The following is a 24,168-nucleotide window of genomic DNA, read 5'->3' as shown; positions in this document are numbered from 1 at the left end:
ACATCCCTCACCGCCATATACAAAAAAACCCGGCGATGATTGCCGGGTTTTTTGTATATGGCGGTGAGGGAGGGATTCGAACCCTCGAACGGTTGCCCGTTACACACTTTCCAGGCGTGCGCCTTCAGCCACTCGGCCACCTCACCGTATCTGATTGTCGCTCCGCCCCGTGGGGTGTCGCTCAGAGGTGGCGTAATTTACACAAGTGGGCCGGTAAACGCAACGCTATTGGGGCGGCCAGGGGGTAAAAATTTGGTTCAGATCCAGGGGCTTGGGCTTGTGGAAGGGTTTGACCGGGGTGCCCAGGTAGAGAAAACCGATGATCTGCTCGCCCTCGGTCAGGCCCAGGCCCTCGTCCACCACCGGGTGGTAGGCCATTTTGCCGGTGCGCCAGAAGGCGCCGATGCCCTGGGCGAAGGCGGCGTTGAGCATGTTCTGGACAGCGGCACCGGCGGACAGTTGCTGCTCGAGCACGGGAACCTTCGGATTCTCGCGGCAGCGGGCGATGGCCACCAGAATCAGAGGGGCGCGATGGGGTTTGCGGCGCAGGGAGTCCTGGTCCTTCTCCGACAGGTCCGGATCGTCATGCCGCGCGGCCTGACAGAACAGCTCGCCCAGCTGGTCCAGGCCAGCGCCCTCCACCACCAGAAAGCGCCAGGGTCGCATCAGGGCATGGTCGGCGGCGCGGGTGGCGGCACGGAAGATGGCCTCGCGTTGGCTCGGTGTGGGTGCCGGGTCGGCCAGCTTGGCGGTGGAAACCCGCTGGTGGAGCGCGTCTAGTGCATCCATAAAAAACCTGTAAACAGTAGATCTGAGAAAGAGGACTCTAAGGCATTTGAGTGGGGCGCATCATACCACGAGGCAACAGGATCCTTTCCCGTCAACGGACCCGCTTTGCACGTCATAATGTTGCTTAATGCGCCAATAAGCGCCGATTCATGGACTTTTGGTCTGAAAAAACGTCTAATACGTGCTCCAAGGATGAGCGGACGATTCCAGGACCGACCTTGATTTTCGGGAGCACACCGCCTGACCCGTCTGGCGATATCAAAAGGGGCAATAAAGACCCCGGGACGGAATACTCAGCGGTGTGCCTGGCAGGCTAGCGCGCAACCAAGGTTTCCGATAACAATGACTAAAAATCCCAACAATCCGACACCCGTCCCCGAAGGGGTTCCCGGGGAGTCACCCCTGCATCAGTATTATTTTCGGTCGCTGATCTGTTTTGCCGCCGCCGGCACCCTCGCCTCCTACATCGAGTGGTCCAGTGTTCAGCCCGTATACATCGCCACCATCGTGGTGTTGCTGCTCTATACCTATCTGACGTTTCATTTCACCATCAAGCTGGACCGCGCCAAGCTCGAGCGCGTGACCCGCTACCTGTCCTGGTCGGATGCCGCCCTGATCGGGCTGGTGCTGAGCCTGACCAACTTCAGTGTGCTGCCGTTGGCGCTTTTTCTGACCATGATCCAGTTCAACGCCCTGCTGACCGGGGGTATCCGACGCTGGGTTGAGGATAACGTGGCGTTCGCCGGCGGTATCCTGCTGAGCTTTCTGGTGCACAAGCCGCAGTGGGTGTTCAGCAGCAGCATTGAAATCAGTGCGGCCAGCCTGATCGGTATTATCACCTACTTTCTGGCTTACGCCCTCTACATGCACCAGCGCATGCACCGCCTGACGCTGAACCAGAAAAAGCTGGAAAACGAGCAGAAGTGGCACAAAATACGCGCCTACAAACTCTCGCGTTACCTGCCCCCTCCGGTATGGCGGGCGATCAACCAGGGCAAGGACCACATGCTGCTGGCCGAGCGCAAACGGATCACGGTGTTTTTCTCGGACATCAAGAACTTCAGCCAATTGTCGGAAGAGATGGAGGCCGAGTCGCTCACCGAGCTGCTCAACCACTACCTGACGGAGATGTCAAAAATCATCACCCACTACGGCGGCACCATCGACAAGTTCATGGGTGACGGCATCATGGTGATGTTTGGTGACAGCAACAGCAAAGGGGTCAAACAGGATTGCGTCAATTGCCTGTCCATGGCCATTGCGATGAAAAAGCGGATGAAGTCGCTACAGCAGGAGTGGTACAACCAGGGCATCAAAAAGCCGTTGCAGATTCGCATGGGCATCAACACCGGCTACTGCACGGTGGGCACCTTCGGTACTTCCAGCCATCTGGACTACACAGTCCTGGGCACACACGTGAACCTGGCCAGCCGGCTGGAGTCGGCTGCCGCGCCGGATGAAATCCTGATTTCGCACGAGACCTGGTCGCTGGTGAAAGATTCAGTAATGTGTCGGGACAAGGGCGAGATCAACGTCAAGGGCTTCAGCCAGCCGGTCAAGGTGTACCAGGTGGCCGATTTCCGCAAGGAGCTGGGCCGCAACCAGAGCTTCTTTGAGGATCGTGCGGAGGGCTTTTCCATGTACCTCGACATGGACAAGGTGCGCAACTACGAGAAAGCGAAAGTCATCAAAGCGCTGCAGACGGCCGCGGAAAAACTCAAGGACAAGGTCATCGTCTAGTCAATCAGACTTCCTTCCCGGCGGGAGGCTTACTGTCGGATCAGCCGCTGAAACTCCGGGGCCTCAAGCGCCTCCGAACTGCGTAGCGGGTTGATGTCCAGCCCACCCCGCCGGGTATAGCGGGCGTAGACCTGCAGGAATTCAGGCAGGCAGCGCTCACTGATATCCAGGAACATCCGCTCCACACAGTGTTCGTGAAAGTCCTGATGTTCGCGAAACGAAACGATATAGCGCAACAGCCCTTCCCGATCGATCCCCGGCCCCCGGTAGCGGATTTCCACCGTGGCCCAATCCGGCTGCCCGGTGACCGGGCAATTGCTTTTCAACAGATTGCTGTAGAGGGTCTCGCTCACGACCGGGTTCGGGGCTGAGAGATTCTCCGGCGCCGGGTGGTAGTGCTCAATGGTGACCGGCAGGTCGTCCAGACAGTCCCCTGCCGGCTCCTGCACCGGCAGGCGGGCACTGGCGAGGGGTGTCAGCTCAACGCTCACTGTGGCGCCCGTGGCCCGGCTCAGGTCCTGCACCAGATAATCGCGTACTGCTTCGGACCGGGCAAACACACTCTGATTGAACGAGTTCAGGTACAGCTTGAATGACTTGGATTCCACCAGGCACTCGCTGTCGCAGGGGATCTGGAACCGGGCGAGCGCTACCTGGGGCTTGCCCCGCTCGTCGAGCCAGGACACCTCGTAACCGGTCCAGAAATCGACACCGTAAAAAGGCACGTCTCCCGGCCTGATTCCCAGGCTCGCGCGGGTCTCGGCCCGGCGAATGGGAAACAGCTGCTCCGGGTCGTAGCGGGATACATAGTGCGTGTGCTCGCCCAGCGGGCCGTGTCCAGTCATGAAAGGTCCAGTCATGAAGTGTTCAGTCAGAAACTGCCTCCCGATCAGGCGCGCAAGCGCTTGCCACTTTTGAGCAGGTGCAGGCCCACCATGAACAATACAATCACACACACTACCAGACCGCCGAACGCCATGGGAATGTTCACATCGGAAATGCCGAGCATGCCGTAGCGAAACGCGTTGACCATGTACAGGATCGGGTTCAGCCGGGCCACGCCCTGCCAGAACTCAGCCAGGAGGTCGATGGAGAAAAACACCCCACCAAGATAAGTGAGCGGCGTGAGCACAAAGGTGGGAACAATGGCGATATCGTCAAAGGTATTGGCATACACCGCGTTAATGAACCCCGCCAACGCAAACAGCATGGCCGTGAGTATGACGATCGCGACCGTGATGAACCAACTGTGGATCTCAAAATCGGTAAAGAACAGTGCCAGGCAGGTCACAAAGAAGCCGACGGCCAGACCGCGGGCCACACCGCCCAGACAGTAGCCAAGCAGAATGATGTAGTTGGGTGTGGGCGAAACCAGCACCTCTTCGATACTGCGCTGGAATTTGGCGCTGAAAAAAGACGAAGTGACGTTCGAGTAGGAGTTGGTCAGCACCGCCATCATGATCAGGCCCGGCACCACAAACTGGATGTAATCAAAACCGCCCATCTCGCCGATGCGGCTGCCAATAAGCTTGCCGAAGATCACAAAATACAGGGCCATGGTGATGGCCGGCGGCAGCAGCGTCTGCACCCAGATGCGGGTGAAGCGCTTGATTTCCTTGCGCAGCAGGGTCGTAAACGCAATCCACTGTTCTCTATACTCCACGACTGTTACCTCCCGCCGGTGTTTGCGTTTCGTCAGTTTTGGCTGGCTCTTCCGAATCACTCTCCGGCGAATCGCCGTCCTGGCCATTGCCCGTCATGGAGACAAACAGCTCTTCCAGCCGGTTGGCTTTGTTGCGCATGCTCACAATATCCAGCCCCTGCGCCGTCAGCGCCTCGAACACCCGATTGAGCGATTGCCCTTTTTCGATATCCACTTCAAAACAGTGTTCATCCACCAGCCGCGTGGCGAAACCATCGACCTTGGGCGCTTCCCACACCGATCCGGCGCAGTCAAAAATGAACACTTCGCGGTTGAGCTCGGTAAGCAGGCTGCGAATGGTGGTGTTTTTGATGATCCGGCCATCGTCGATGATCGCCACATGCCGGCAGAGGCTCTCGGCCTCCTCAAGGTAGTGGGTGGTGAGAATGATCGTGGTGCCCGCCTCGTTGATCTCGCGCAGAAACTCCCACATGGAGCGGCGCAGCTCGATGTCCACACCGGCGGTGGGCTCATCCAGAATCAGCAGTTTGGGCTCATGCACCAGCGCCCGCGCGATCATCAGCCGGCGCTTCATGCCGCCGGAGAGCATCCTCGCCGGGGTATCGCGCTTGTCCCACAGCCCCAGTTTTTTCAGATACTTTTCGGTCTGGATTCTGGCCGTTTTGCGCGGCAAGCCATAGAAACCACCCTGCTGCAGAATGATATCCTGCACCTTCTCAAACATGCTGAAGTTGAATTCCTGGGGAACGACACCCAGAAACTTCTTGGCCTGGGAGAAGTGGGTATCAATGCTGGTGCCGAAAATATCCACCTCGCCGGCGGTTTTACGCACCAGAGAGCAGATCACCCCGATGGTGGTCGATTTGCCGGCGCCATTCGGGCCCAGCAGGGCAAAGAAATCGCCCGGCTGAACCTCCAGCGATATGCCTTTGAGCGCATGAAAGTCATCATCGTAGACTTTGGTGAGATTTCTTATCGAAAGTGCAGCTGTCATAATGTCTGTGTTCACTCATTCATCGGAGGGCGGGCATCGATATCGTGTGCCGCCCGGGGAGTTACGCGTGTCAATCACACCCAACCATTACGCAGAACGCCAGCATCGGGACTACCACCTGCGCCTGCTGCGCGATTTTATTCGCCAGGTCCAGCAGCAGCCTCCGTTCGTTCTGGAAGAATGCCCACCAGAGGATCTGGAGTTTCTCCAGCGGCTGGAGGCTCTGCCTCAAGCGCATGAGCAGGATGACTTCCTGCACCAGGGGCAACAGCTGTTAAGCCGCGTGATCGCCGCCTACGCCCATCTGGTGCCACTGTTGCACCGGGACCTGCTCTGGTTCTTCGGCGGCGACTGCCTGCATTACATGCCGGACGAGGAGATCGCAAAATACCAGGAGCTCGATGAGCGCCTGCACGAGGCGATTGCCCGGGACCTGGAGTTCTCTTACGAAAATGAACGCGCCAAGGTATTCGGGTTGCATTGAGTACCGCAGAGGACGGGTAGTTTAGCAGATTTGAAAGTCCGGCGGGACGGTGGCGGAACGGCCAGTGGTATCCCGGCGGATGCGCTTCGCTTATCGCGCCCTACGGAGAGTCTGGAGCGGGACAAATCGGCAGGAACGCCGATTTCATAAGCCCCATCCCTGGGGCTTACCTGACGGCAGCTTCGCTGTGCCAATTTGCTCCCGGCAAATTGGTGCACAGCCGAAGGCTGCGACGTGCAGGAAGCACTAATGCCGCGGAGCACAGGGAGGTGCGAGAGCGGCCCGAAGGGCGAGCCACAGGGATGTGGCGAGTGCAACGAGACTCGTTTTCCGGGCGGACACCTGTGCCCAACCGTCAGGCACAAAAAAAGCCGACCGAAGTCAGCTTTCTTTGTTGAATTGGAGCGGGAAACGAGATTCGAACTCGCGACCCCAACCTTGGCAAGGTTGTGCTCTACCACTGAGCTATTCCCGCAATGGCGTCCCCTAGGGGAGTCGAACCCCTGTTACTGCCGTGAAAGGGCAGTGTCCTAGGCCACTAGACGAAGGGGACCCTGGACCTCCGTGAGCGTTTCGCCGTGTGGCGTTACCCTCAAGAAGTGGTGCGCATTCTAGGGAGCAGACCCCTTGCTGTCAACACTTTTTTGTAACTTTTTATCACAGGGAAACAACGACTTAGGTTTGGAGCAACGTCGGCCCCGGCCCGAGGCGTCTTCGGCCAACAAGCGGCTTTCTGGCCGCGCCCCTAATGATGCTATACTCAGTCCGTTCGAGCCCACTCCCCGGGACGGTTTGGCGGACATCCTCTAAACTCAAATTTCTATAACAACGGCAGCCTATGTCTTCAATCGTCATCGTCAGCATTATCTTTGCCCTGCTGATTGTCCTGGTGGGCTACGCCTTCGTTTACCAGACCCTGGAAAAACGTCGCAAGCGCCGCCAGCGCCTGCTGACCGCCCTCAAGCACCGGGAGCGCTCATTCAAGTACATGGTCTCGGGCTTTCCCCCGGGATTTCTCACCCGGGATCTGACGCTGATCGTCTACCGGGCGCTGCTCGATGCCTGCGAACAGCTGAGCCGGCTCGAGCCACGGGACCGCAGCCACCTGGAGGACTATACCTACTACTCCAATGAGCTCGAGGCCCTCAAGCAGCAGGACCATCCCAAGCGGGGTCGACTGGAGCACCCCGAGCAGGTGGGCGAGCTCAAGCTGTTACTACAGGATCTGTATCGGTTCATTGCACTGCAGGCCGAGCGCGGCAACCTGGGAGCCTCCCAGGGTGAGGCCTACAAAGAGCAGATCAAGCGGTTGGCGGTGCAGATGTCGGTGGATGCCCACGCGATCAACGCGCGTCAGGCCCAGGCGGCGGGCAAGCCCAAGCTGGCCCTGCATTTCTACAACCTGGCCCGCAAGCAGTTACTGCGCGAGAACGGCGGTCAGGGGTACCAGAAGCAGCTGGGCCAGATCAGCGGCATCATCGCCAAGCTTGAAGAGCAGCTGGCCCAGGCCCCCGAAGCGAGCCAGACGGCCGCCGGCCCCGCTCCGGAAGAAGAAAAGGAGTGGGAACACTTCAACGAAGAGGCCGCCGGCTGGAAGAAGAAACAGCTCTACGATTGATCGTCGGCTTCAAGCTCCACAGACGCTGAGTTGATGCAATAGCGCAGCCCGGTGGGTTCGGGGCCATCGGGAAACACATGCCCGAGGTGGCAACCGCAGTTCTGGCAGGTCACCTCGGTGCGTCGCATACCGTGGCTGCCATCAAACACCTCCTCGATTTTGCCCTCTTCAATCGGCTGATAGAAGCTGGGCCAACCGCAACCGGCATCGTATTTGGTGTCCGCGTCGAACAGCGGCTCACCGCAACAACGACAACGATAGATGCCATCGTCAAATACATTCCAGTATTGTCCGGTAAACGGTGGCTCCGTGCCCTTTTCGCGACAGACCCGATATTCCTCCGGCGAGAGCTTCTCGCGCCAGTAGTCTTCGCTGTGGTTTTTGGCTTCACTCATAAGAGCTGCTCCTTGACAGGGCTATGGCAGAGACGGGATGATTCGTGAAACCATTGACGGAACGTCAACACTTCACTCACCTGCCCTAATTGGACATGATACTGTAGATGCGCACCATTCATAAATCCACCAAACTCGAAGGGGTCTGTTACGACATTCGCGGCCCGGTGCTCGAGCACGCCTACCGTCTGGAAGAGGAAGGCCAACGCATTCTGAAACTGAACATCGGCAATCCGGCGCCGTTTGGTTTTGCCGCGCCCGATGAGATCATCCAGGACGTTATCTACAATCTCCCCAATGCCGAGGGCTACACCACCTCGCGCGGTCTCTTTGCCGCGCGCAAGGCAATCATGCAGGAGTCCCAACGCCTGCGGGTTCCCGGCGTCGACATTGACGATATATTCCTGGGCAACGGCGTCAGCGAGCTGATCGTCATGGCCATGCAGGCATTGCTCAACAATGGCGATGAGATCCTGGTGCCCTCTCCCGATTATCCCCTCTGGACGGCGGCGGTCAACCTCGCCGGCGGCAAGGCCGTGCATTACCGGTGCGACGAACAGTCCGACTGGTTTCCGGATATGGAGGACATCGCGAGCAAGGTCACCGACCGCACCCGCGGTATTGTGGTGATCAACCCCAACAACCCCACCGGCGCGGTCTACAGCCAGGATCTGCTGGAGCAGGTCATTCAGCTGGCGCGCGAGAAGAACCTGATTCTGTTTGCCGACGAGATCTACAGCAAAATCCTGTACGACGACGCCGAGTTTGTGCCCATGGCGCGACTGGCGCAGGACATCCTGTGTGTCAGTTTCAACGGCCTGTCAAAATGCTACCGCCTGGCGGGCTTCCGCTCCGGGTGGATGACCATCAGCGGTGCCAAGCACAAGGCCAAGGGCTATGTGGAGGGTCTGGAAATGCTTGCCTCCATGCGCCTGTGCGCCAACGTGCCGGCCATGTATGCCGTGCAGACGGCGCTCGGGGGCTACCAGAGCATCAACGAGCTGATCATTCCTGGCGGACGGCTGCGCGACCAGCGGGATGCGGCCATGGCGGCCATCAATGATATCCCGGGCATGTCCTGCGTCCAGCCCAAGGGGGCGATCTACCTCTTCCCCAAACTGGATCTGAGCCGCTACAAGATCAAGGATGACCAGCAGCTGGTGCTGGACTTCCTGATCCAGGAGAAAGTGTTGCTGGTCCAGGGCACGGCCTTCAACTGGCCGGAGAAAGACCATCTGCGCATCGTGTTCCTGCCTCGCGAGGATGAGTTGACCAAGGCCATTCAGCGCCTGGGCAACTTCCTGGAACACTACTCCCAGTAGCGGGGGCAGCGCTTATGGCCGACCTTCATATCGCCGACTTCTACAAAGACGCCGCGCGTATTCTGGTACAGCTGTACAACAGCTTTCCGCGCAAGGTGATTGTCTTTGTCGAAGACATTGCCGGGCCGGATACCCCGGACGAGTTTGGGCTGCACAGCACCCGCCACCAGGCGTGCCTGGCTACCATGCTGTGGCTGGCCCAGGCCGGGTATGTGAGTTACGACAGCCTGATACGACAGGAAGCGATTGATCAGGCCACCCTGACCCAGCGCGGCTTTACTCTCCTGGCCTCGCCTCTGCCGGTGCATGAAGTGGTGGGGCTGTCCGGCCCCGATGACGAGGAGCCGGAAGAGGACGCTGCCAATGAGGCGGGCCCGGTGGATGCGGTGACGGCCGCCGCGCAGGCGGGCAACGGCATTCAGCTGCTGCGCGATGTGCTCAAGTACGGCTCGTCCGATGCCATTGAGCAGGTGATGCTGGAGCTGTTACGGCAGGCGCGGCATCATGTTTGAGGGTAATTGACGGCGGGTGGCGCGGCAGGTGGCGCTTTCGCTCCGATACGTCGGACCGACCTGCCCTACGACAACAATGTTATTCAACGACGAATCCCAGGGCTTCCAGCCGCACACGCTGTACTTCCGGTAGTTCTCCGCCTTCACCCTGAACTCGATAGTTACTGAACTCGCGCCGTTTGGGGTAGTGTTTGCGCAGCTGGTCGAAGCCTTTGGCAAAATCCGCTTCACCCGCCTCGGCCTGGCTGGCCAGCTCCCGCAGACGTCGATCGTCACCGGCGATGTCATACACCTGGGGAATCAGGGCCCGAAGCCCGGTCCAGAAGTCGTCCGTCGCCAGACGCCGCTCCGGGTCTTCCACCGCCGGGCGCAGCTGCTCCAGGCTGAGCTCGGGTTCCCTGGCGAGATGCCGGCACAGCGCCTGATAGATCATGTGGGTACCCTGAATCTTGCCGTCGTAGCTGTAGCCGGCAATGTGGGGGCTGCCCAACGCCACCTGCGCCAATAGCGGGCGGGAAATGTCCGGCTCCGGCTCCCAGACATCCAGCACCACCTTCAGATCCGCCCCGCCCTGCAAATGGGCCAGTAGCGCCTCATTGTCCACTACCGGACCGCGGCCGGCGTTGAGCAGCACTGCGCCGGGCTTGAGCTTCGCCAATTCGGCGGCGCCCAGCAGGTGGAAACTGGGGTGCGGACCGCTGTGGGTCAGCGGGGTGTGCAGGCAGACCACATCACAGGCGAGCACCGAAGCCAGGTCGGTGAGATCGGGGTTCTCTTCCAGGGTCAGAAAAGGGTCATAACAGCGGCATTCCACCCCCTGGGCCCGCAACCGCCGGTGCAGCCGACCGCCGACATTGCCACAACCGATAATGCCCACCCGCTGGTGCTGCCAGTCCACATCCATGTGCGCCAGGGCGGCATAGACATACTCCACCACCGAGTTGGCGTTGCTCCCTGGAGCGCTGGCCCAGGTGATCCCCGCTCGCTCAAAATAGTCCAGATCCAGGTGGTCCACGCCAATGGTGCAGGTCCCCACAAAGCGCACACCTGTGCCGGCCAAGAGCGCCTCGTTGACCTGAGTGACCGAGCGCACCAGCAATACCTCGGCCTCAAGCAGATCCTCCCGGCGCATCTCCCGGCCGGGCAAGCGCACGATCTCCCCCAGTTGGCCAAAGCACTCCTGCACAAAGGGGATGTTCTCGTCGGCGACTATCTTCATGGTTCTGGTTCCAGTATTCGGTTAAAAAAACGTGTTGAGCGGTCTGTAGGGCACGGTAAGCGAAGCGCACCTGCCGGGGTTTTGCCAAACCTGTTTAAGGCAGATGCGCTGTCGATTATCGTGCCCTACATCACTCCTCGAGGGCTCGGCGGGTGCGGGTGACGAAGCCCTCGCCAAATCCCATTTCGTCGGCAAATTCTTCCAGCGCCCACCAATCCACCGGGCGCACTTGCAGGTCGGACAGGGTCACGCCCAGAGGCAGATCGTCCACGATGGTCGCCAGTTGCCGGGACAGGGCTACCTGCTCGCGGTGGGCCTCAAGCTTGGCCGCCAGGGTCTTCGCCCCGCGAATGGGCAGCGCCGCCACGGCGGCCAGATCGGCCCAGAGTGCGTCCAGGCTGCCAAAGTGGCGCAGCAACCCTACCGCCGTCTTGGGCCCGACGCCGGGCACTCCGGGAATATCGTCAATGCTGTCGCCCACCAGCGCCAGATAATCCACCAGCTGTTCCGGCCGGACACCCATTTTGACCTCCAGATCCGGCGCGTAGGCGCGCCTGTCGGCGCCATGATCCCACAGATAGTCCTGGGGCCGGCAGATCAGTTGGCCCAGATCCTTGTCCCGGGTGAGAATCGCCACCGGATGCGGGCTGCCGCGCAGCATCCTCGCCAGGGTACCAATCAGGTCGTCCGCCTCGTGACTCTGACTGGCGAAACTGGCGATGCCCAGAATTTCGCCAAACCGGCGGCAGGCGCGCAACTGAAACGCCAGGGCCTCATCCGGATGAGGTCGGCTGATTTTGTAATCGGGATAGAGCTCATTGCGAAAGCACTGGCCCAGGCTCTCGTCGTAGCAGGCGGCCATATGCCGGGGCTGCTCCTTCTCCAGCAGACGCAGCAGAAAGGTGCTGTAGCCGTAAACCGCGCCGGTGCCAAAACCCTCGTCGCGGCTGACCCAGTTATCCGGCAGGGAGAAGTAGTAGCGAAAAATGTAGATGGAGGCGTCAATCAGACAGACGGGGGACGAGCTCATGCCAACTCGCTCCAGCCAAAGCGCTGCGGCCGGAGAAACCCGGACAGGCTGGTTGCGGTGCCATAGTGACTGATCAGCGATGTCAGAAAGGCGCTGACCCGCTCGTTCACCCCCCGCTCGCAGAACCTCAGAGTCTGCTCATGGATCGCCCGGCGAAAGGCCTCACTCGGGCCCAGGCCGGCGGCCAGATTGTCGGCGCTGGGGCGAAAGTCAAAGTCAGCGGCCCGGGCAAACAACCGCTCCAGGGCCTGGGGCCGGACCTCCACCCGCTCAAATTCCGCTTGCTGGTCGGCGGTGCGCCCGTCTGGGGCGTACCAGTAGCCGTAATCCTCCCGCTCGCGCCGGGCCGGACCGGCGACACACCAGTGCGCCACCTCGTGCAGGGCACTGGCAAAATAGTCCCGGGTGAAGAAAATCCGGTGCAGCTCCCCCGGTCGCCCGGCGGGCGTATAGAGGGGCTCTTCGGCGCCGCCACACAGGCGGGTGAAGTGGCTACCAACAAAGGTTTGATCAAAAAGCATCACCAAATCCCGGCTATCATGCCGACTAGTGCTGCCAACATCGTACAACATGCAACTCCTCAATCTGGTGGCAGGCCACTGCCAATTGCGCACAAAAAGATTTTTGGCACCAGCTGTTGTGCTTTGGGGCTATAACCTATACTTTAGATAGTGACGGCTGGCCGTCAGCCCCGCTGACTTGCTAACCGCATTTACGCCGTCAATGTCTCCTGGGCTAGCCTCGTTAGCCCCAGCCTCAGCCAGGAGGTGTATTATGAAGACCTCAGACACAAGCCACAACACGGAAAATGTGGTCGACCTCTTCACGGGAAAAACACTCTCCGAGCTGCACGATCAGCGCTTCATACGCCTCGCTCCCGAGCTGGATGGCCTGGAGATGCTGTACTCCAATGATACCAGCGACGACAAGCTGTTCAGCCTCAAGGTGCTCTGCTGGGGCCTGCGGGCAAATGGCGATGTGGTGGGACTGGTGCCCTGGCTTAACGATATCATCGCCTGCCCCGAGATCTGTGACCCACTCAACGGTCAGTGGGAAGGTTATTACGACCCGGGCATCGACGAAGTGTTCTTCGACGCCCCGATGCACAAGGTCGTGGAGCTGGAAACGGCGGCCGATTACTACGAGTTGCAGTGTGAACACGACGACGATGTGGTCCAGGAGTTGCCGGACACCATCGGCACCCATGCGGTGCTGGCTACTGAAGAGAGCAACCGCCTGAATCTGGTGGAAGTGATCAGCTGGCGCCTGCAGCACGACGGCAGTCTCTATGGCATGCTGACGGACATGGATAAAATCGTGAGCACCCCGGTATTGCCCGGCGACGACTGTCTCTACCCGGCACAGAAGAGCAATCAGTTCCGCTACTTCTTTCAGCACCAGATCGCCAACAAGATCAAGGCAGAAGACCCGGAAGCGCTGGCCGCGATTTCGTTGCTGGTCGACGGTTACTGATACCGTCCGGGCAGGCTTCCTACTTGCTACCTGATACCTGGCTCCGGGCAAACCGGAGCCACAGTTCGCACTATTCCCCGCTATTCCCTACTTGAACCAAGGCCCCTCTCGCCGGTCAGTTCTTGCGGATGTAGTACACGTATCGACTTCCCTCTTCTTCCTGCTCCAGCAGTTCATGGCCCAGAAAATGGCAGAACTTGGGCACATCCCGCGTGGTCGACGGATCGGTAGCGATCATCTCGATCACATCCCCCTCCGCCGCCTCGCGCACCGCCCGATGCAGCAGCATTACCGGCTCCGGGCAGAGTAACCCGGTAGCATCCAGCCGCTTTTGTACTTCTTTTTGCATAACACTTCTTTCTTTCAATTTTATCGATACCCCAGAAGGTAAAACCCGCAAACCGTTGCTAGACTGACAGTAGAAACCCGATCTAATGCGAGAACCGCTTGATGAGAGCGGCTGAATGAGGGTGCCGAGATGTCGTTTTACAGAAGTTCCGCACCGGTCACGACGCTGACACCCACCGCGCTGGTTATTACCTCACACCTGCTGCGTCATGACAACCCGACGCTGGCCTCGGCCATACAGAGAGCGCTGGACGAGCTGAAACCCGTGGCAACCGAAGGGGAGATTGGCCGGCTGGCCGAGCCACAACTCAATGCCGCGCTGCTGCACAACCTGCAGGCTCAGACCGTAGGCGAAATTCTGGCCGCTTTGACCGCGATCGGCCAGCGCGCGCTGGCCGATCGGCAACATCAGCCGGAGCGTATTGCCCTGCTGCATCAACTATTGGATGACTGGGTGGCTCTGGCGGAGTGGATTCTGCAACGCAACAACACGGCGCCGGATCAGTGGCATTAATTGGCGGCAGGAATCACTGGCCCTTTGCTTTCAGGCCCGCGGGCGCTAAAATACCCCTCTGACTGCAAGCATCGCACTCATTCACCCATACTTCTGATTAACTAAAGGTCACCTTTGGGACTCTCATGATCTATGTGCTCGTAGAACGCCACATTGCCGACGGCATGGAAAGCACTTACGAAATCGTGGCGCGCAAAGCGCTCAAATCAGCCTATCGAGCGGAAGGTTTTATCAGCGGTGAGACGCTGAGAGACCTCCAGCGCCCCAACCATCACTATCTACTGTCCAAGTGGCGTTCGCTGCACGACTGGAAACGCTGGTATTACAGCGATGAGCGCTACGATGTCATGAATCAGCTGACACCGACGCTCTCCGACTTCGAAAAAATCACACTGCTGGAGCAGAATGCCTTTTAGCTGCGACTAGATCAGAGTATCTGTCAATCAGAGCCTCTGGACGTGGCCGGTGACCTCTTCCCGGTCATGGTAGAGCTGCTTGAATGCCAGGTGTGCGTCAATACCGGCCGCCTCAAAATCAGCCAGCATCCGCTCACGCAGCTTGCACACCTCCGCATAGCGCTGTTTCATCGGCAGTTTCAGGTTGAACACCGCCTCCCGGCACCAGCCCCGACATACCCACTCGGAGATGAGGTTGGCGACCCGGGCGGGTTTGTCGGCAATATCACACACAAGCCAGTCAGCCCGCTTTTTGGGCTCATAACCGAAACCGTCTTCACGGTAATGGGTCACCTGCCCCGATTCCATCAACGACTCGGCCATGGGGCCATTGTCGACCGCATCGACAAACATTCCCAGACGCACCAGCTGCCAGGTCCAGCCACCGGGCGCCGCCCCCAGATCCACCGCCCGCTGTCCGCCCGCCAGGCGTGAGTCCCACTCGTAGGCGGGCACAAAGTGATGCCAGGCTTCTTCCAGCTTGAGCGTTGCCCGGCTGGGTGCGTCCCTGGGCTGGCGCAGGCGCGGAATGCCCATGGGCCAGGCGGCGCGGTTATTGACCGGGCTGATCCCCAGGTAGGCACACTGCCCGGAAATCAGTACCAGGTGCAATTGCCAGGGGCTGTCCTCGACCACACAGCCGGCCTTCTTCAGAGCGCTACTGAACGGTGCGGTAAGCTTTTTGGCCAGAGTGGACAGCTCCTTACCCTCGTTGGTATCGGGCGTTTCCGCCACCAGCGAGCGGGCCGTGGGCAGCGCCTGAGCCAGGGCCAACAGGGGCTCCACCCGGTTGGTGGCGGGCAGATCGGCCAGCGGCGCCTGAGTGACAAACCACTGGCGGGCAAAGATCATCTCGCGAAAGCTGATCAATCCCACCAGCTCCAGCGCCCCCTCAGGCTCATGGGTCACGTAGATCACGTAGCCCCGACCTTCACGGGTTTTGGGGTAGCCGTAGACCCCCACAGCGGTGGCCAGATCCTGGATTTCGGCCGCGCACTCTTTTTCAAAACCCGCGCGGCAGTGCAAAAACAGATGATTCACTCAATTCTCCCGGCCATTGTGGCCGCCATAAAGTTTGCCGCCGCCACCTGGGCACTGTGCCAGTGGTCGGCCTGACGATAGCCGGATTTTACCCGGGGTCTGAAGTCGTGATCGCCATCCTCCAGCCAGCACCATTGAAAGCGCTCAGGCAGAGCGTAGGCTTCAACCTCGCTCTGCGAGCCCAGAGGATCGCGGATGCCCTGCACGATCAGACAGGGCCGGGTCAGTTCGAACAGATGCTCGATCCGGGTTTTCTCGGGCTTGCCCGGGGGATGGAAGGGGTAGCCCAGACAGACGACGCCTTCGGTTTCCACCTCATCGGCGAGCATCGTCGCCATGCGACCGCCCATGGACTTCCCCCCGATAAACCAGGGCCGATCCGGCAGCTCGCTGCGCGCTTCGCCGATCGCCTCCCGGAAGCTGTCCAGCAGCTGGGGCGCTGGGCTGGGAGGCCGCTTCTTGCCGGTCTGGCGCCGCTCGGCCATGTAGGGAAACTCAAAGCGCCAGACATCGACTCCGAGCGCGCACAGCCCTTCGGCCATGACCTGCATGAACTCGCTGTCCATGGGGGCGCCCGCGCCGTGGGCCAACAGCAGGCGCGCCCGAGGCTGCTCAGGGCCATTTTTTAGTCGCTCAGGGCTGTCTTTTAGTCGCTCAGGGCTGTCTTTGAGCCGCTCAGGGCTGTTTTTGAGCCACTCAATCATCCGGCTGTTCCCCGGCCTTCTCGATGTTCTGTTCCGCCTCGCGCGCCTGCTGACGGGTGAGCAGGCTGACGCTCTCGGTGGCCGGGTCAAACACGATGACCACATCACCGCGCTGGATCTGCGCTTTGACCTGCTCCACTTTGCGCTCCAGCGAGGTTTCCCAGCCGTAATCGGTGCCCTCGCGGGTAATGAACTCTTCCATCAACCCGCGCAGGGCGTCGTCGGACAGTTGTTCGTGGGGAATAATCATGGTGTACCCAATGGCCTTTGTGTGCGTTGCAATGACTTTTATCGATGGTTGAGCCACAATGGCAGCATAACAACACCCAGCAGTGGATCGAGGCTATGACCAACTATTTGATTCTGACCATTATCAGCGACGACAAGCCGGGCATTGTGGAACGCCTGGCTCACACCATCCAGCAGAATGGCGGCAACTGGCTGGAGAGCCGCTTGTCGCATCTGGCCGGCAAGTTTGCCGGTATTGTCCAGGTCGGCGTCGCGCCGGAAAAGCGCGAGTCACTCACCGAGGCGCTGCAGGCGCTCGCAGGCCAGGGATTCAAGCTGGTGATTGACTCGGCGGCCGAGGTGGAGCGCCCACCGTCTCAGGCGTTTCGCTTTTCCGTCGCCGGGCCGGACCGTCCGGGTATTGTCTATGAGATTGCCCAGGCGTTTTCCGGGCGCCATATTAACATGGGTGAGCTGGAAACCGATTATTCCAGTATGCCCTGGTCGGGGGAGCCGCTGTTTCAGGCGAACGGGGTGATCGAGGTTCCCGAGTCGGTGAATATGGATGAGCTGTACGATCAGCTGGATGTGATTGCCGATGAGCTGGCGGTGGATATTCGATTGGAATCGCCGGAAGAGGAAATCTGACAGCGGCATTTTTTCAAACACCGGCCTTGGAACGGGGTGAGCTTTTAAGCTGGGTGGCCCTTATCACTCCAGCACTTCCCGCCAATAGATGATCCTGTCGTGCCCTCGGTAGGAACCGAAGCCGATGGTGGCCGGGGGCATCTGGATATCGTCCGAGTAGTCACCGTTCTGGTTCCAGTCGAAGCGCAGCCAGCGCCGGTCAATCAGGTCGATCTGTACTTCAAAGCTACCAGTGTTGCCCCGCCCCGGCGCGGTAAAGGAGTGGTCGGCGTCGCTGGCGAGAAAATTGACCCCGTCAGTGTCGAGGTTTGCGTACTCGCCCGTTGTGGTTCCACCGCCCACGGCGACGGTGCGATTGCCATCGTCAGCCAGAGTGCCGCCCGGGTAGATAATGGCTTCCCTCGGAATCAGGGTGCAGCTGTCTTCCACGTTGCGAACAAATTCGGTGCCATCCCAGTATTCGGTGAAAAACGGTACCGGCAGGTCCACCACTTCGGGGCCGTAGGCGTCATTGAGGCGAAGGCGGCCAAAGCGTAATTCAGTGGTTCCCAGGCGTCGGTGGTCATCGCTACCGTCGAGCGTCGTATCAAGGTCGAGGGGCAGGACGGGAACTCCGTCCTCGTCCTGCGCCAGAAGCCCTAGTACCAGGCTGGCGTAAGGACCGTCGGGCGAGGTGTCGCGATCGAAAACGACCGGGGTATCCAGGTCGCCGATCCCTTCACTCCAACTGAAGTCACTGGCTTCGACATGGCTGCCCAGAGCGGGAGGCGGTGCCAGTCGGTCTGACAGCCCAGTGACAGTATTATCCACAGCGCCAAGGCCAAGACTCCCCAACGATTCTCTGTCACCATCCCCATTTGTATCCCGGTAATCCAGCTTTACGAAGGTACCCCGGTAGTTGGTTGTAATGCTCCCACTCACGTTACGTGCCGTAAGGCGGTAACGCACACCAAAAGGCTGCTGCATATAGGTGAAGGCGTCCCCTGTATCGCAAAAGGGAGTGATGACCGCCTCGCTCAGCTCAAATTCCCGGGGCACAAAGCGACCCACGTAGCCAGAGCGGCTGATCATTCTGGCGGTGCGGGCCGCACCTGCCCCCAGGTAGTCGCCGCCTGTCAGTTGAGCCGCCACTTCGATGATGCCGACCTCATCAAAGCGCACAAGATCAGTACTATCGGCACCATTGACGAAGTTGTCCAATATTCTTCCATCGCCGCCGGAGTCGTCACCGTCACCGAGCCCTGGATCGGCTCCGCCCAGCGGCTGATCCAGTTGAGCATTCAATACAAGACTGGCCGGCGGGCCTTCCTGCCCGAAGGACTGAAGCAGGCTATTGTCACTTAGATCAGCACTGTTCGATGGATCTGTATCGTCGTGACCATCGGGAACGCCATCGTCATTGGCATCGTCTTCCGGCGCCCAGGCCACAGCACTCACGTCCACCGTGAATTTTTCCCCGGCGACCACAAAGACGGAGTCATCAGCATCAATGGCGGCGGGATTATCGATCACGTTGATATGAAACCCGAAGGGTCGAGCCACCAGCAGGCTGCTGCTCCCGGATATGACCCGGTCGGAAAAATCACCACTATCATCCCTGAATTCCAGACTGTAACTGCCCACATCCGGGGCATCCAGTTGGAACTCACCAACACCGTCGACAAAGGGAAAGCTGACATTGGCTGACGACGGCTCGGATGATGGCAGCAACTGGCTGTCTGAGTCCGTCACTATATCGGGGGCAGCGCCACCGGGATCGGAACCACTACGATCAATCCATACTTTGATAGCATTTGCACTGTACCCCTGCGCCACGGCGCAATCCCCCAGATCGGGGTCCCGTCGGAGCATAGCCACCCGAAAATTGTGCTCGCGCCCGGCAACCACATCACTGCCCAGGGTGTCGGTGACCGACACCACAAAGGCATTTTCACGAAAAGTGAGATCGGAAGAGGTACTGCTGACACCGGATTCCGCGTCAACAACACTGATACTCAAAGTCTCAGCGTGGGCGTTGCCCAGAAACAGAGCCACTGTGCCATCATCGGCTGTGCTGAAGTCATAGCCAGCGCTGCCGCTATCGTTTCCGCCCGGATCCAACACACCCTGGGGCGGATCACTGGTGGGGTTCCCCTCATGGGTATCACTCCAGTTGCCACTACCACTGGAAGTGGACAGGAGCACGGTCCGGTCGAAGTCGGTCATTACCTCGCCCTCGTCATTCACCGCCGTAATGCCAATCTCCTGGGGAACACAGGTGCTCGCGTCCGCGCCGCCCGTGATGATTTCAAAACCGGCCAGTCCAGACGCCTCTATGGTACCCTCACCCAGCTGATCCCTGATGACCGGATCATCTGAGCCGGTGCCACTGAGCTGCAACTGGAATATTCCCCCAGCGGAACCACCCAAAGTGGTGACACTGACAGAAGCAGTAGTCTCCCCGGCGGGAATCGTCAGGGTGCCGGAGGTCGACGTATAGTCTGTCCCGGCCGTCGCCGTTCCATCCCGAGTACTGAATGACACCGTCAGATCCGCTCTATAGCTTTTGCTCAGGGTCAAAGTAAATACCATATTTTCACCGGCCGAAGCCGTGGCATCACTGACCGTCAAACTCGGCGCATCGGGCGGTTCATCATTATTGGTACCGCCTTCGCTGTCTTCCTCGCTCTGTGCGGTGACGGAGTCCCAATTTCCAGTCCCGTCAGGCCTGCGGCGAATGCGCTTTACGCCCTGACCGGACGCGCTCTGAGCAGAGATAGTATCAAAACTGAAGTCACAGCTGGCATCGGCCAGAGGTTGGAAGTCATCTCCCTCATCAGGGTTGAAATCGAGAAAATCGATCGACTTTCCATCGGCATCGCGCAGCAGAATGTTGAACCCCGGTGCGAAATCGTAATAGACGTAGGTCCCCCCCCCCTTCAACACCAACCAGGGAAAATCAGCGTCATCAAAGCTGCCTAACGAAAAGGTCGCGCACCCCTGAGACGAATTTTCACAAATCTCGACCTCCCAGTCTGAATAAGTACTGGCCGGAATTGAGCTGTCCAGCAATTTGACTTCAACAAAATCCTCGGGGTTATCCCGGCCGTTTGCCCGTTCCTTGTTCACCTCGTTAATGCTGGCGAAGCCCTCGTAAGGAGAGCAGTCAGCCGCAGCTCCTGCCGCCATAAAGACAACACAACAGCAGAAAGCACCGCGAAGAGCCGATAGTCTGTTCACGGCTTCCGGGACTCCCGACGGTTGTCGTGGACTACAACATTTGATGTAATAGGCATGGCAATTTCCTCAAAGTTCGGCAACCAGATCAAAATCGGGCGCGCACTTCCAGCGTGCGCTGGGCGCTAAAGTTACCTGAGCCGCAACGGCCCTCGCTGACCAGGGCATAGCTACCCGGTTCCTGCAGGGTGCATTGGACGAGCACCTCGCAGAGATTAAGCCCATCGACGCCGGAAAAGTCCAGGCTCTGGTCGAGGGCGGCGCAGCGGTTATCCGCCTGCTGTCGGTTATTGGCATCGGGATAAAACAGTTCGCTCAACCCTGACTGTATCCCGCTTTCCGCCGCATAAAATGCCTGGGTCGATAACAGCTCCTGAACGCTGGCCGTGCTGGTCTGGGCGGTGGTGCGCCAGAGGGCCAGGGAGGCGAACCCCATGACCACGATGATAAACAGCGCCACGGGCAACAGAAAACCGCGCTGCTTTCGCATCGCTCCACCAGGTAAACCTGTTTGATGGCGACTAGGGAACATTTCGGATCAACACCTCCTGCTGAAAGGTGATGCTTTCCCCACCCTCGGTAAAGCCGATATTGATCTCCAGGAGCACATTGCGGTCTTCGCTCGCTTCAGAAAGCGCAAACAGCGTGCCGGCCGGTTCGGCGTTGCGGGCCAGAAGATCGAAACCGTTTCCGGTTGCAACACTACCGGCGGTCACATCCTGATCGGGGTAGAATCTCAGTTGCCCCCCGAAAATGCAAAACGCTTCAGGGGCATTGAGCAAATAGAAGCGTCGGCTGAGCGAGTTGCGTTGCCAGTCGCGACTGGCAAAGTTCACTTGCGTACTGTCGCGACTGGCCACTTCCGCCAGGGACGCGGGGCTGGCGCCGTAGAGTTCGTTGCTGTCCATGGCACCAATGCTCAGATACTCCGCCGGCCCGAAGTCCACGCTGTGAGGCGTCGTGTTGATCTGAGTATGATCGGGGGCGTTATTGGCCTGATCCGGCACCGGCTCACGATAAAAGCCACCACCGGCGACCGGCATGAACTGGACGCAGTCGCCACCATTGGTGATTCGCACACTGTAGGGCAAGGCACCGCGCAGCTGGCGGGTCATCCGCTCCAGCGCCTGGCGCCCGGTATTGACCAGCGCGGCGCGTGTTTGAGTCGTGCGGTAGCTCTCGGTAGCACTGACAATAAAGCCGGTGCCAATAACCGCCACCAGGGCCAACACCACCACCACGGTGATCAGCTCGATCAGGGTAAACCCGGTTTGATGCTCGCGTAACCGGCGCATCAGAAGTTGGTCCGATAGGCGGAGAGCGTGAGTGATTCCCCACTGGGCGCGGTTGCCGTCACGGTAATGCGTTTCGCCCAGCGGCTGTTGGCCAGCCCCAGCTCATCGCCGGCAAACTCGACACTGATCTCCCGGCTGTACCCATCGTAGGGACTGTCACTCTCGCCACCAAAGCGACTGACGCCACCTGCATCGGCACAAGCCGGCGGATTCGGGTTGCCCGGGGGCGCATTACTGCCGCACGCCGGGACGCCTCCCGGGGGCGTGTTGCCATCGTAGCGCTCCGCCAGCACTTCATCCAGCCGGGACTGCGCCGCCTCCAGCAATCGCACACGCACAATGGGGTCCACACTGTTGACCACCGAATAGCGGTAGACACCCAATAGCGCCCCCAGCGCCAGAGAGATCACCGTGATAAAGACGATCAGCTCTATCAGGGTCACACCCCGCTGTGTGCGACTACTGGCTGTAGGCATAACCGCTGGCCTCCAGATTGACGGTGGCCGAGGTTGAGCCCCGGGCAAGGACAATTTGAGCGCTCGAGGTACGTCCCAGCTTGTCGTAAGCATAAGTACCGGTGCCGGCGGTAATGGTCACGCCATTGGGAAGCGGCAGGGGAAAGTTGGCGCCGGCCTGATTCACCGAAGTGCCATTCTCCGTCACATTGAGACTGTCTGCGTCAATGACAACTCGGAAAGTGTTGTCGTCGGAGGCGCGGGTCATGGCCAGCTGCTGAGCGGTGAAGAGAGCGCCGAGCACCTGGTCGCGGGCCGACTGCACAGCTGCAATATCGGTACTGGTAAAACGGGGGAGAACGACAAAGCTGATAACACCCAACAAGATCATGACGGCGATCAGCTCAATCAAACTGAAACCACGCTGTCGCTTTTCAAGCTGATTGGATAGAGCGGCCATAACCACCACCCTCAAGGCGACGTTGGATTTATTCCATGAAGAATAAAGCTGGCTCTTGCGCTGTTATCCGAGAGGTCAAATACATCACAGGAAACCTGCTCCAGGTGCGCAACACTTCCCGAACCTCCTCCTGTGGGCTCAACATCATAGCCAGAGGGGAGCCCCCCTTCCAACAACAGGTGGGCGTTGTCACAGCTCAAAACGGGAACCGGTGACGACATGGCCGTCGATGGATAGGCGGCTCTCACAAGGTGGGTGGACATATTCAGAGCGCTGCCGCTGCCCAGAGCCCCTGCCACCGCGTCGGCGCTCGACTGGCGAGCTGCGCTGGACAAATCCACGAAGCGAGGAACCGCCACCGCAGCTACCAGCCCAAGAATTACGATAACCGCAATCAGCTCGATTAGCGTAAAACCCCGCAATTTACGGCGAAATCTCACGTCCATAATTTGCTACTGTTCAAAAGCAGCCATTTCGACATTTAGTTTACTCGATAAGCGGTGAACGTTTCGGATGCACCGCCTTTCGTAACAGTACAGTCGCCAGTTTCCCCAGTTTCACCGGTTCCGCCATCATCAATATTACCACCGGCGATACTGTAGGTAGCATCGGGCAGCGCTCCGGCCTCAAGCAATGTGGGGACGTCAGCACAGGTAGCAACGGTAGTGGTAGGCGGCGCGTTATCGAGCCCAGAATCAGCTGCAAGCGCCGCCGCATAGTTCAAGGAGCTGGCACTTGCCAGACTACCTACAACACCCTTTACGGCAGCCTGCTCTGCCGCGGCAGACAAGTTCACAAACCGAGGTACAGCGACGGCTGCAATAATCCCCAAAATCACGATTACCGCGATCAGCTCAATCAGTGTAAAACCGGATTGTTGTTTCATAGAAATGACCCCATTGGTTTAGTCAGTTATTGTCGAAATCCAAAATGTGGCATTTGGCGCCAGATTACCTCTAATATAGTGCAATACAACATCTGTGCCAACATAAAACTGCACTTTTTCGCCACTATTGTGGCGTGTAGCTTGACACACGACCCGTCGCGGGCCAATAGTCAAAGTATTGACGCCCTTCGGCGTCGTATAAATGGCGGTATCGGCACTGGCCGTCCTCCCCCAGTCGCACCTGATAGACCGCTTCCGGCTCGGGTTCTTCGCTGAGGGTCGCCCGGGGCGGCTCCTGCAGGAGTGCCTGCCAGAGCTGAAGACACTCTTCCAGTGTCTGGCGGCCGTCTTGGGCCAACTGTCGGTTCTCGGTGTTGGCCGGCCAGCCCTCTTCATTCAGGTAGACCACGGTATCGCCTTTCGCCTCCCGCCCGGCGAGGCCCGGTAGCTCGCTGTAAAGCACCGATTCGGTCATCGCCTCTCCCCGGCTGCGCCGGATATACCACTCAGCCCGCACGCCGGATACAGCCGTCTGGAAGTTCTGGGCGGCCAGCTCGAAGCTCAGACGCTGCACGTCACCGGCCATGCGGCCATAGAGCGCCACCGCGCCCATCAGGACGATTCCGATCACCATGGCCAACAAGAGCCATTCAAACAGTCGCGTGCTTCGGCGGGGCAT

Annotated in this window: 29 protein-coding genes and 3 tRNA genes; 9 read left to right on the top strand and 23 right to left on the bottom strand. The window is 59.3% G+C overall.

Annotated features, from left to right (window positions below; translation table 11 throughout):
* Positions 1–58: 58 nt before the first annotated feature.
* Positions 59–146, bottom strand: a tRNA-Ser gene (locus AAE484_RS01470).
* Positions 147–225: 79 nt separating this feature from the next.
* On the bottom strand, positions 226–789 hold the full coding sequence (locus AAE484_RS01465) for a nitroreductase family protein (RefSeq protein ID WP_341936543.1): 564 nt from the start codon (positions 787–789) through the stop codon (positions 226–228).
* Between the two features lie 342 nt (positions 790–1,131).
* On the opposite strand from AAE484_RS01465, the gene AAE484_RS01460 reads away from it, so the two are divergent.
* Complete coding sequence (locus AAE484_RS01460) at positions 1,132–2,529, top strand: adenylate/guanylate cyclase domain-containing protein (RefSeq protein WP_341936542.1); 1,398 nt, start codon at positions 1,132–1,134, stop codon at positions 2,527–2,529.
* Positions 2,530–2,558: 29 nt separating this feature from the next.
* On the opposite strand, the gene queF is transcribed toward AAE484_RS01460, so the two are convergent.
* From queF to AAE484_RS01445, 3 genes are read right to left on the bottom strand one after another with little or no spacing between them, the layout of a single operon-like run.
* Positions 2,559–3,374 carry an NADPH-dependent 7-cyano-7-deazaguanine reductase QueF gene (gene queF / locus AAE484_RS01455; RefSeq protein WP_341936541.1) on the bottom strand — a complete coding sequence of 272 codons (816 nt, stop codon included), beginning with the start codon at positions 3,372–3,374 and terminating at the stop codon, positions 2,559–2,561.
* A gap of 44 nt (positions 3,375–3,418) precedes the next feature.
* A complete protein-coding gene (locus tag AAE484_RS01450) occupies positions 3,419–4,192 on the bottom strand; it encodes an ABC transporter permease (protein WP_341936540.1) in 774 nt (257 codons plus the stop codon).
* Positions 4,182–5,186, bottom strand: a complete 1,005-nt coding sequence (locus AAE484_RS01445) for an ABC transporter ATP-binding protein (protein WP_341936539.1) — start codon at positions 5,184–5,186, stop codon at positions 4,182–4,184. Before AAE484_RS01445 ends, AAE484_RS01450 begins: the two co-directional genes overlap by 11 nt.
* Positions 5,187–5,253: 67 nt before the next feature.
* Here AAE484_RS01445 and AAE484_RS01440 point away from each other — a divergent pair, with 67 nt between their 5' ends.
* Complete coding sequence (locus AAE484_RS01440) at positions 5,254–5,670, top strand: PA2817 family protein (RefSeq protein ID WP_341936538.1); 417 nt, start codon at positions 5,254–5,256, stop codon at positions 5,668–5,670.
* Positions 5,671–6,070: 400 nt separating this feature from the next.
* Here the strand turns inward: AAE484_RS01440 and AAE484_RS01435 are convergent.
* Together AAE484_RS01435 and AAE484_RS01430 are read right to left on the bottom strand one after the other, a co-directional pair.
* Positions 6,071–6,145: transfer RNA gene (locus AAE484_RS01435), tRNA-Gly, on the bottom strand.
* A gap of 2 nt (positions 6,146–6,147) precedes the next feature.
* Positions 6,148–6,223 (bottom strand) — tRNA-Glu (locus tag AAE484_RS01430).
* A 285-nt stretch (positions 6,224–6,508) separates the two neighbouring features.
* Here AAE484_RS01430 and AAE484_RS01425 point away from each other — a divergent pair.
* On the top strand, positions 6,509–7,288 hold the full coding sequence (locus AAE484_RS01425) for a hypothetical protein (protein WP_341936537.1): 780 nt from the start codon (positions 6,509–6,511) through the stop codon (positions 7,286–7,288).
* Here the strand turns inward: AAE484_RS01425 and msrB are convergent.
* On the bottom strand, positions 7,279–7,683 hold the full coding sequence (msrB, locus tag AAE484_RS01420; RefSeq protein WP_341936536.1) for a peptide-methionine (R)-S-oxide reductase MsrB: 405 nt from the start codon (positions 7,681–7,683) through the stop codon (positions 7,279–7,281). The genes AAE484_RS01425 and msrB overlap by 10 nt on opposite strands.
* A gap of 107 nt (positions 7,684–7,790) precedes the next feature.
* Here msrB and AAE484_RS01415 point away from each other — a divergent pair, with 107 nt between their 5' ends.
* Both AAE484_RS01415 and AAE484_RS01410 read left to right on the top strand, forming a co-directional pair.
* Positions 7,791–9,005, top strand: coding sequence for a pyridoxal phosphate-dependent aminotransferase (locus tag AAE484_RS01415; protein ID WP_341936535.1), 1,215 nt, complete (start codon positions 7,791–7,793; stop codon positions 9,003–9,005).
* A 14-nt stretch (positions 9,006–9,019) separates the two neighbouring features.
* Entirely contained in the window at positions 9,020–9,517 is a 498-nt protein-coding gene (locus AAE484_RS01410) for a hypothetical protein (RefSeq protein WP_341936534.1), read from the top strand.
* A 79-nt stretch (positions 9,518–9,596) separates the two neighbouring features.
* On the opposite strand, the gene AAE484_RS01405 is transcribed toward AAE484_RS01410, so the two are convergent.
* From AAE484_RS01405 to AAE484_RS01395, 3 genes are all read right to left on the bottom strand, one after another.
* Positions 9,597–10,736 carry a 4-phosphoerythronate dehydrogenase gene (locus tag AAE484_RS01405; RefSeq protein WP_341936533.1) on the bottom strand — a complete coding sequence of 380 codons (1,140 nt, stop codon included), beginning with the start codon at positions 10,734–10,736 and terminating at the stop codon, positions 9,597–9,599.
* Between the two features lie 130 nt (positions 10,737–10,866).
* On the bottom strand, positions 10,867–11,766 hold the full coding sequence (locus AAE484_RS01400; RefSeq protein ID WP_341936532.1) for a 5'-3' exonuclease: 900 nt from the start codon (positions 11,764–11,766) through the stop codon (positions 10,867–10,869).
* A complete protein-coding gene (locus AAE484_RS01395; protein WP_341936531.1) occupies positions 11,763–12,287 on the bottom strand; it encodes an elongation factor P hydroxylase in 525 nt (174 codons plus the stop codon). Before AAE484_RS01395 ends, AAE484_RS01400 begins: the two co-directional genes overlap by 4 nt.
* 253 nt (positions 12,288–12,540) lie before the next feature.
* On the opposite strand from AAE484_RS01395, the gene AAE484_RS01390 reads away from it, so the two are divergent.
* Complete coding sequence (locus AAE484_RS01390; protein ID WP_341936530.1) at positions 12,541–13,239, top strand: hypothetical protein; 699 nt, start codon at positions 12,541–12,543, stop codon at positions 13,237–13,239.
* Between the two features lie 115 nt (positions 13,240–13,354).
* Here the strand turns inward: AAE484_RS01390 and tusA are convergent, their stop codons facing one another.
* Entirely contained in the window at positions 13,355–13,588 is a 234-nt protein-coding gene (gene tusA / locus AAE484_RS01385; RefSeq protein ID WP_341936529.1) for a sulfurtransferase TusA, read from the bottom strand.
* A 129-nt stretch (positions 13,589–13,717) separates the two neighbouring features.
* Between tusA and AAE484_RS01380 the strand changes: the two genes are divergently transcribed.
* Entirely contained in the window at positions 13,718–14,101 is a 384-nt protein-coding gene (locus tag AAE484_RS01380) for a hypothetical protein (protein ID WP_341936528.1), read from the top strand.
* A gap of 125 nt (positions 14,102–14,226) precedes the next feature.
* A complete protein-coding gene (locus AAE484_RS01375) occupies positions 14,227–14,517 on the top strand; it encodes an antibiotic biosynthesis monooxygenase family protein (protein WP_341936527.1) in 291 nt (96 codons plus the stop codon).
* A 27-nt stretch (positions 14,518–14,544) separates the two neighbouring features.
* Here AAE484_RS01375 and rlmM read toward each other — a convergent pair whose 3' ends face one another.
* Genes rlmM through AAE484_RS01360 form a run of 3 tightly spaced genes read right to left on the bottom strand, consistent with a single transcriptional unit; the run spans position 14,545 to position 16,551 of the window.
* Positions 14,545–15,597, bottom strand: a complete 1,053-nt coding sequence (gene rlmM / locus AAE484_RS01370) for a 23S rRNA (cytidine(2498)-2'-O)-methyltransferase RlmM (RefSeq protein ID WP_341936526.1) — start codon at positions 15,595–15,597, stop codon at positions 14,545–14,547.
* Positions 15,594–16,301, bottom strand: a complete 708-nt coding sequence (locus AAE484_RS01365) for an alpha/beta family hydrolase (protein ID WP_341936525.1) — start codon at positions 16,299–16,301, stop codon at positions 15,594–15,596. The genes rlmM and AAE484_RS01365 overlap by 4 nt, the downstream gene beginning before the upstream one ends.
* The gene (locus tag AAE484_RS01360) at positions 16,294–16,551 is read right to left on the bottom strand and encodes a YheU family protein (RefSeq protein ID WP_341936524.1); all 258 of its coding nucleotides are present in this window, start codon (positions 16,549–16,551) and stop codon (positions 16,294–16,296) included. Before AAE484_RS01360 ends, AAE484_RS01365 begins: the two co-directional genes overlap by 8 nt.
* Before the next feature lie 95 nt (positions 16,552–16,646).
* On the opposite strand from AAE484_RS01360, the gene AAE484_RS01355 reads away from it, so the two are divergent.
* On the top strand, positions 16,647–17,177 hold the full coding sequence (locus AAE484_RS01355; RefSeq protein WP_341936523.1) for a glycine cleavage system protein R: 531 nt from the start codon (positions 16,647–16,649) through the stop codon (positions 17,175–17,177).
* A 63-nt stretch (positions 17,178–17,240) separates the two neighbouring features.
* On the opposite strand, the gene AAE484_RS01350 is transcribed toward AAE484_RS01355, so the two are convergent.
* From AAE484_RS01350 to AAE484_RS01320, 8 genes are all read right to left on the bottom strand, one after another.
* Positions 17,241–20,345 carry a DUF6701 domain-containing protein gene (locus AAE484_RS01350; RefSeq protein ID WP_341936522.1) on the bottom strand — a complete coding sequence of 1,035 codons (3,105 nt, stop codon included), beginning with the start codon at positions 20,343–20,345 and terminating at the stop codon, positions 17,241–17,243.
* Positions 20,346–20,481: 136 nt separating this feature from the next.
* Positions 20,482–20,883, bottom strand: a complete 402-nt coding sequence (locus tag AAE484_RS01345; protein ID WP_341936521.1) for an MSHA biogenesis protein MshP — start codon at positions 20,881–20,883, stop codon at positions 20,482–20,484.
* A 31-nt stretch (positions 20,884–20,914) separates the two neighbouring features.
* Positions 20,915–21,688 (bottom strand): PulJ/GspJ family protein, encoded by a 774-nt coding sequence (locus AAE484_RS01340; RefSeq protein WP_341936520.1) that lies wholly within the window; start codon positions 21,686–21,688, stop codon positions 20,915–20,917.
* A complete protein-coding gene (locus AAE484_RS01335; RefSeq protein ID WP_341936519.1) occupies positions 21,688–22,164 on the bottom strand; it encodes a prepilin-type N-terminal cleavage/methylation domain-containing protein in 477 nt (158 codons plus the stop codon). The genes AAE484_RS01340 and AAE484_RS01335 overlap by 1 nt, the downstream gene beginning before the upstream one ends.
* Positions 22,148–22,603, bottom strand: coding sequence for a type II secretion system protein (locus AAE484_RS01330; protein ID WP_341936518.1), 456 nt, complete (start codon positions 22,601–22,603; stop codon positions 22,148–22,150). Before AAE484_RS01330 ends, AAE484_RS01335 begins: the two co-directional genes overlap by 17 nt.
* Before the next feature lie 11 nt (positions 22,604–22,614).
* Entirely contained in the window at positions 22,615–23,049 is a 435-nt protein-coding gene (locus tag AAE484_RS17430; protein WP_445928816.1) for a type II secretion system protein, read from the bottom strand.
* A 35-nt stretch (positions 23,050–23,084) separates the two neighbouring features.
* A complete protein-coding gene (locus AAE484_RS01325) occupies positions 23,085–23,489 on the bottom strand; it encodes a type II secretion system protein (RefSeq protein WP_341936517.1) in 405 nt (134 codons plus the stop codon).
* 124 nt (positions 23,490–23,613) lie between these two features.
* A complete protein-coding gene (locus tag AAE484_RS01320) occupies positions 23,614–24,168 on the bottom strand; it encodes a hypothetical protein (protein ID WP_341936516.1) in 555 nt (184 codons plus the stop codon).

Source organism: Marinimicrobium sp. C2-29 (genome assembly GCF_038419845.1).
Lineage (GTDB): Bacteria > Pseudomonadota > Gammaproteobacteria > Pseudomonadales > Cellvibrionaceae > Marinimicrobium.
Note: the sequence above shows the minus strand (reverse complement) of the source record. Positions and strands in the feature narration are given on the sequence as shown.

Bases quoted from the DNA above. Each gene is read 5' to 3' on its own strand.
- AAE484_RS01465 (WP_341936543.1), bottom strand. From the start codon at position 789: ATGGATGCACTAGACGCGCTCCACCAGCGGGTTTCCACCGCCAAGCTG.
- AAE484_RS01460 (WP_341936542.1), top strand. From the start codon at position 1,132: ATGACTAAAAATCCCAACAATCCGACACCCGTCCCCGAAGGGGTTCCC.
- queF (WP_341936541.1), bottom strand. From the start codon at position 3,374: ATGACTGGACACGGCCCGCTGGGCGAGCACACGCACTATGTATCCCGC.
- AAE484_RS01445 (WP_341936539.1), bottom strand. From the start codon at position 5,186: ATGACAGCTGCACTTTCGATAAGAAATCTCACCAAAGTCTACGATGAT.
- AAE484_RS01425 (WP_341936537.1), top strand. From the start codon at position 6,509: ATGTCTTCAATCGTCATCGTCAGCATTATCTTTGCCCTGCTGATTGTC.
- msrB (WP_341936536.1), bottom strand. From the start codon at position 7,683: ATGAGTGAAGCCAAAAACCACAGCGAAGACTACTGGCGCGAGAAGCTC.
- AAE484_RS01415 (WP_341936535.1), top strand. From the start codon at position 7,791: ATGCGCACCATTCATAAATCCACCAAACTCGAAGGGGTCTGTTACGAC.
- AAE484_RS01410 (WP_341936534.1), top strand. From the start codon at position 9,020: ATGGCCGACCTTCATATCGCCGACTTCTACAAAGACGCCGCGCGTATT.
- AAE484_RS01405 (WP_341936533.1), bottom strand. From the start codon at position 10,736: ATGAAGATAGTCGCCGACGAGAACATCCCCTTTGTGCAGGAGTGCTTT.
- AAE484_RS01400 (WP_341936532.1), bottom strand. From the start codon at position 11,766: ATGAGCTCGTCCCCCGTCTGTCTGATTGACGCCTCCATCTACATTTTT.
- AAE484_RS01395 (WP_341936531.1), bottom strand. From the start codon at position 12,287: ATGCTTTTTGATCAAACCTTTGTTGGTAGCCACTTCACCCGCCTGTGT.
- AAE484_RS01390 (WP_341936530.1), top strand. From the start codon at position 12,541: ATGAAGACCTCAGACACAAGCCACAACACGGAAAATGTGGTCGACCTC.
- tusA (WP_341936529.1), bottom strand. From the start codon at position 13,588: ATGCAAAAAGAAGTACAAAAGCGGCTGGATGCTACCGGGTTACTCTGC.
- AAE484_RS01380 (WP_341936528.1), top strand. From the start codon at position 13,718: ATGTCGTTTTACAGAAGTTCCGCACCGGTCACGACGCTGACACCCACC.
- AAE484_RS01375 (WP_341936527.1), top strand. From the start codon at position 14,227: ATGATCTATGTGCTCGTAGAACGCCACATTGCCGACGGCATGGAAAGC.
- AAE484_RS01365 (WP_341936525.1), bottom strand. From the start codon at position 16,301: ATGATTGAGTGGCTCAAAAACAGCCCTGAGCGGCTCAAAGACAGCCCT.
- AAE484_RS01360 (WP_341936524.1), bottom strand. From the start codon at position 16,551: ATGATTATTCCCCACGAACAACTGTCCGACGACGCCCTGCGCGGGTTG.
- AAE484_RS01355 (WP_341936523.1), top strand. From the start codon at position 16,647: ATGACCAACTATTTGATTCTGACCATTATCAGCGACGACAAGCCGGGC.
- AAE484_RS01350 (WP_341936522.1), bottom strand. From the start codon at position 20,345: ATGGCGGCAGGAGCTGCGGCTGACTGCTCTCCTTACGAGGGCTTCGCC.
- AAE484_RS01345 (WP_341936521.1), bottom strand. From the start codon at position 20,883: ATGCGAAAGCAGCGCGGTTTTCTGTTGCCCGTGGCGCTGTTTATCATC.
- AAE484_RS01340 (WP_341936520.1), bottom strand. From the start codon at position 21,688: ATGCGCCGGTTACGCGAGCATCAAACCGGGTTTACCCTGATCGAGCTG.
- AAE484_RS01335 (WP_341936519.1), bottom strand. From the start codon at position 22,164: ATGCCTACAGCCAGTAGTCGCACACAGCGGGGTGTGACCCTGATAGAG.
- AAE484_RS01330 (WP_341936518.1), bottom strand. From the start codon at position 22,603: ATGGCCGCTCTATCCAATCAGCTTGAAAAGCGACAGCGTGGTTTCAGT.
- AAE484_RS17430 (WP_445928816.1), bottom strand. From the start codon at position 23,049: ATGGACGTGAGATTTCGCCGTAAATTGCGGGGTTTTACGCTAATCGAG.
- AAE484_RS01325 (WP_341936517.1), bottom strand. From the start codon at position 23,489: ATGAAACAACAATCCGGTTTTACACTGATTGAGCTGATCGCGGTAATC.
- AAE484_RS01320 (WP_341936516.1), bottom strand. From the start codon at position 24,168: ATGCCCCGCCGAAGCACGCGACTGTTTGAATGGCTCTTGTTGGCCATG.